A 1,042-nucleotide genomic window follows, 5' to 3' on the forward strand; every position below is an offset into this window, starting at 1 on the left:
TCCGTGTACGGGTGGTTAGCCCCTAGGACCGTGCGGGCGGCATGACGGGCCTGATCGGTGGCATTCTGGGCCGACTCCAGACGCAGACGGACCTGGGCGTGTGCGCTGGGGAAACTGGCGCAGTCGCCGACCGCCAGAACGGCAGGGTCAGCTGTGCGCAGCGTTTCATCGACAACGATGCCGTTGCTGGTTTCGAGGCCGGCGTCCGAGGCCAGGGTGTCGTTGGGCTGAACGCCGATGCCCACGAGGACCAGATCAGCAGGATAGGAAGCCCCTGTGGTGGACACTGCGGCTCCGACGCGGCCATCCGCGCCGGGCTCGAAGCGGTCAATGCCTTCGCCGAGGCGCAGGTCGACGCCTTGTGAACGGTGGGCGGCTGCGAACCACTCACCCATGACGGGGGTCAGTGCACGTCCCATCGGGCGAGGCGCGAATTCCAGTACGGTCACGCCGCATCCGTGGGCCAGGGCGGCGGCGGCGAATTCCAGTCCGATGAATCCGGCACCGATGATGACGATATTGCGGGCGGTGGGCAGCGCCGTGTGCAGCGCTTCTGCATCTGTCAGGGTTTTCAGTCCATGGATGCCGGACAGGGATGCGCCCGGGCAGCTCAGCATCCTGTTTCGGGCACCGGTCGCGAAAACGAGGTGGTCGTAATCGAGTGAACCTTTGGTGAGATTGACCTTCCGTTCCGCCCGGTCGATGGCGAGTGCCTGGGCGCCTTCATGGAGTGTGACGTTCTTGTCCACGAAAAAGGAAGCTCCGCGCAGCGGCAAGGGAGCCGGCTCCTGGCCCGGGGCCAGGTAGTCCTTGGACAGCGGCGGGCGCTGATAGGGCAGTCCGGATTCCTCGGCGATCACATGGATCTCGCCCCCGTACCCCTCGGTCCGCAATGTATCGGCGACCTGTAGGCCGGCCTGTCCGCCGCCAATGATGACAACGCTCATGTCATTGCCCCGCTTCTAGAGTTGGCCGGCAGGGATGTCGACGACAATCCCTGTGAGTTCTGCGTCGATTTTGATCTGGCAGCCCAGCCGTGAGC

1 protein-coding gene is annotated in these 1,042 nt (G+C 65.0%); it reads right to left on the reverse strand.

Annotation, left to right across the window (positions count from 1 at the left end; all coding sequences use genetic code 11):
* Window positions 1-947, reverse strand: a 947-nt coding sequence (locus LQV45_RS35325) for an NAD(P)/FAD-dependent oxidoreductase (RefSeq protein ID WP_230012712.1), incomplete at its 3' end; no start/stop codon positions are given.
* Window positions 948-1,042: the final 95 nt, after the last annotated feature.

Source organism: Microbacterium sp. Bi128 (genome assembly GCF_918698205.1).